The organism is Cereibacter sp. Soil_C_27 (assembly GCF_057657095.1).
This window is the reverse complement of the sequence record NZ_JBDGJD010000030.1, coordinates 1-557: the sequence shown is the minus strand read 5'-3', so window position 1 is coordinate 557 and position 557 is coordinate 1. Positions and strand designations below refer to the sequence as shown.

Genomic DNA, 557 nt, shown 5'->3' with positions numbered 1-557 from the left:
GCCGACTACGTGAAGAACATGATCACGGGCGCGGCGCAGATGGACGGCGCGATCCTGGTGGTGAACGCGGCCGACGGCCCGATGCCGCAGACCCGCGAGCACATCCTGCTCGGCCGTCAGGTGGGCATCCCCTACATGGTCGTCTACCTCAACAAGGTCGACCAGGTGGACGATGCGGAACTGCTGGAACTGGTCGAGATGGAAGTGCGCGAGCTTCTGTCGTCCTACGACTACCCCGGCGATGACATTCCGATCATCAAGGGCTCGGCTCTGGCCGCGATGAACGGCACCGACAAGGAAATCGGCGAGGATTCGATCCGCGCGCTGATCGCCGCCGTCGACGAGTACATCCCGACCCCGGCCCGCGCCGTGGACCAGCCCTTCCTGATGCCGGTCGAAGACGTGTTCTCGATCTCGGGCCGCGGCACCGTTGCCACCGGCCGGATCGAACGCGGCGTGGTGAAGGTCGGCGAGGAAGTCGAGATCGTCGGCATCCGCCCGAACAAGAAGACCGTCTGCACCGGCGTCGAGATGTTCCGCAAGCTGCTCGACCAGGG

The 557-nt window shown here is 65.4% G+C and carries 1 protein-coding gene; it reads left to right on the top strand.

Translation table 11 applies throughout. The features are described from left to right. On the top strand, positions 1-557 hold a 557-nt coding region (locus AC3A5Z_RS24155; RefSeq protein WP_487521809.1), incomplete at both ends, for a GTP-binding protein.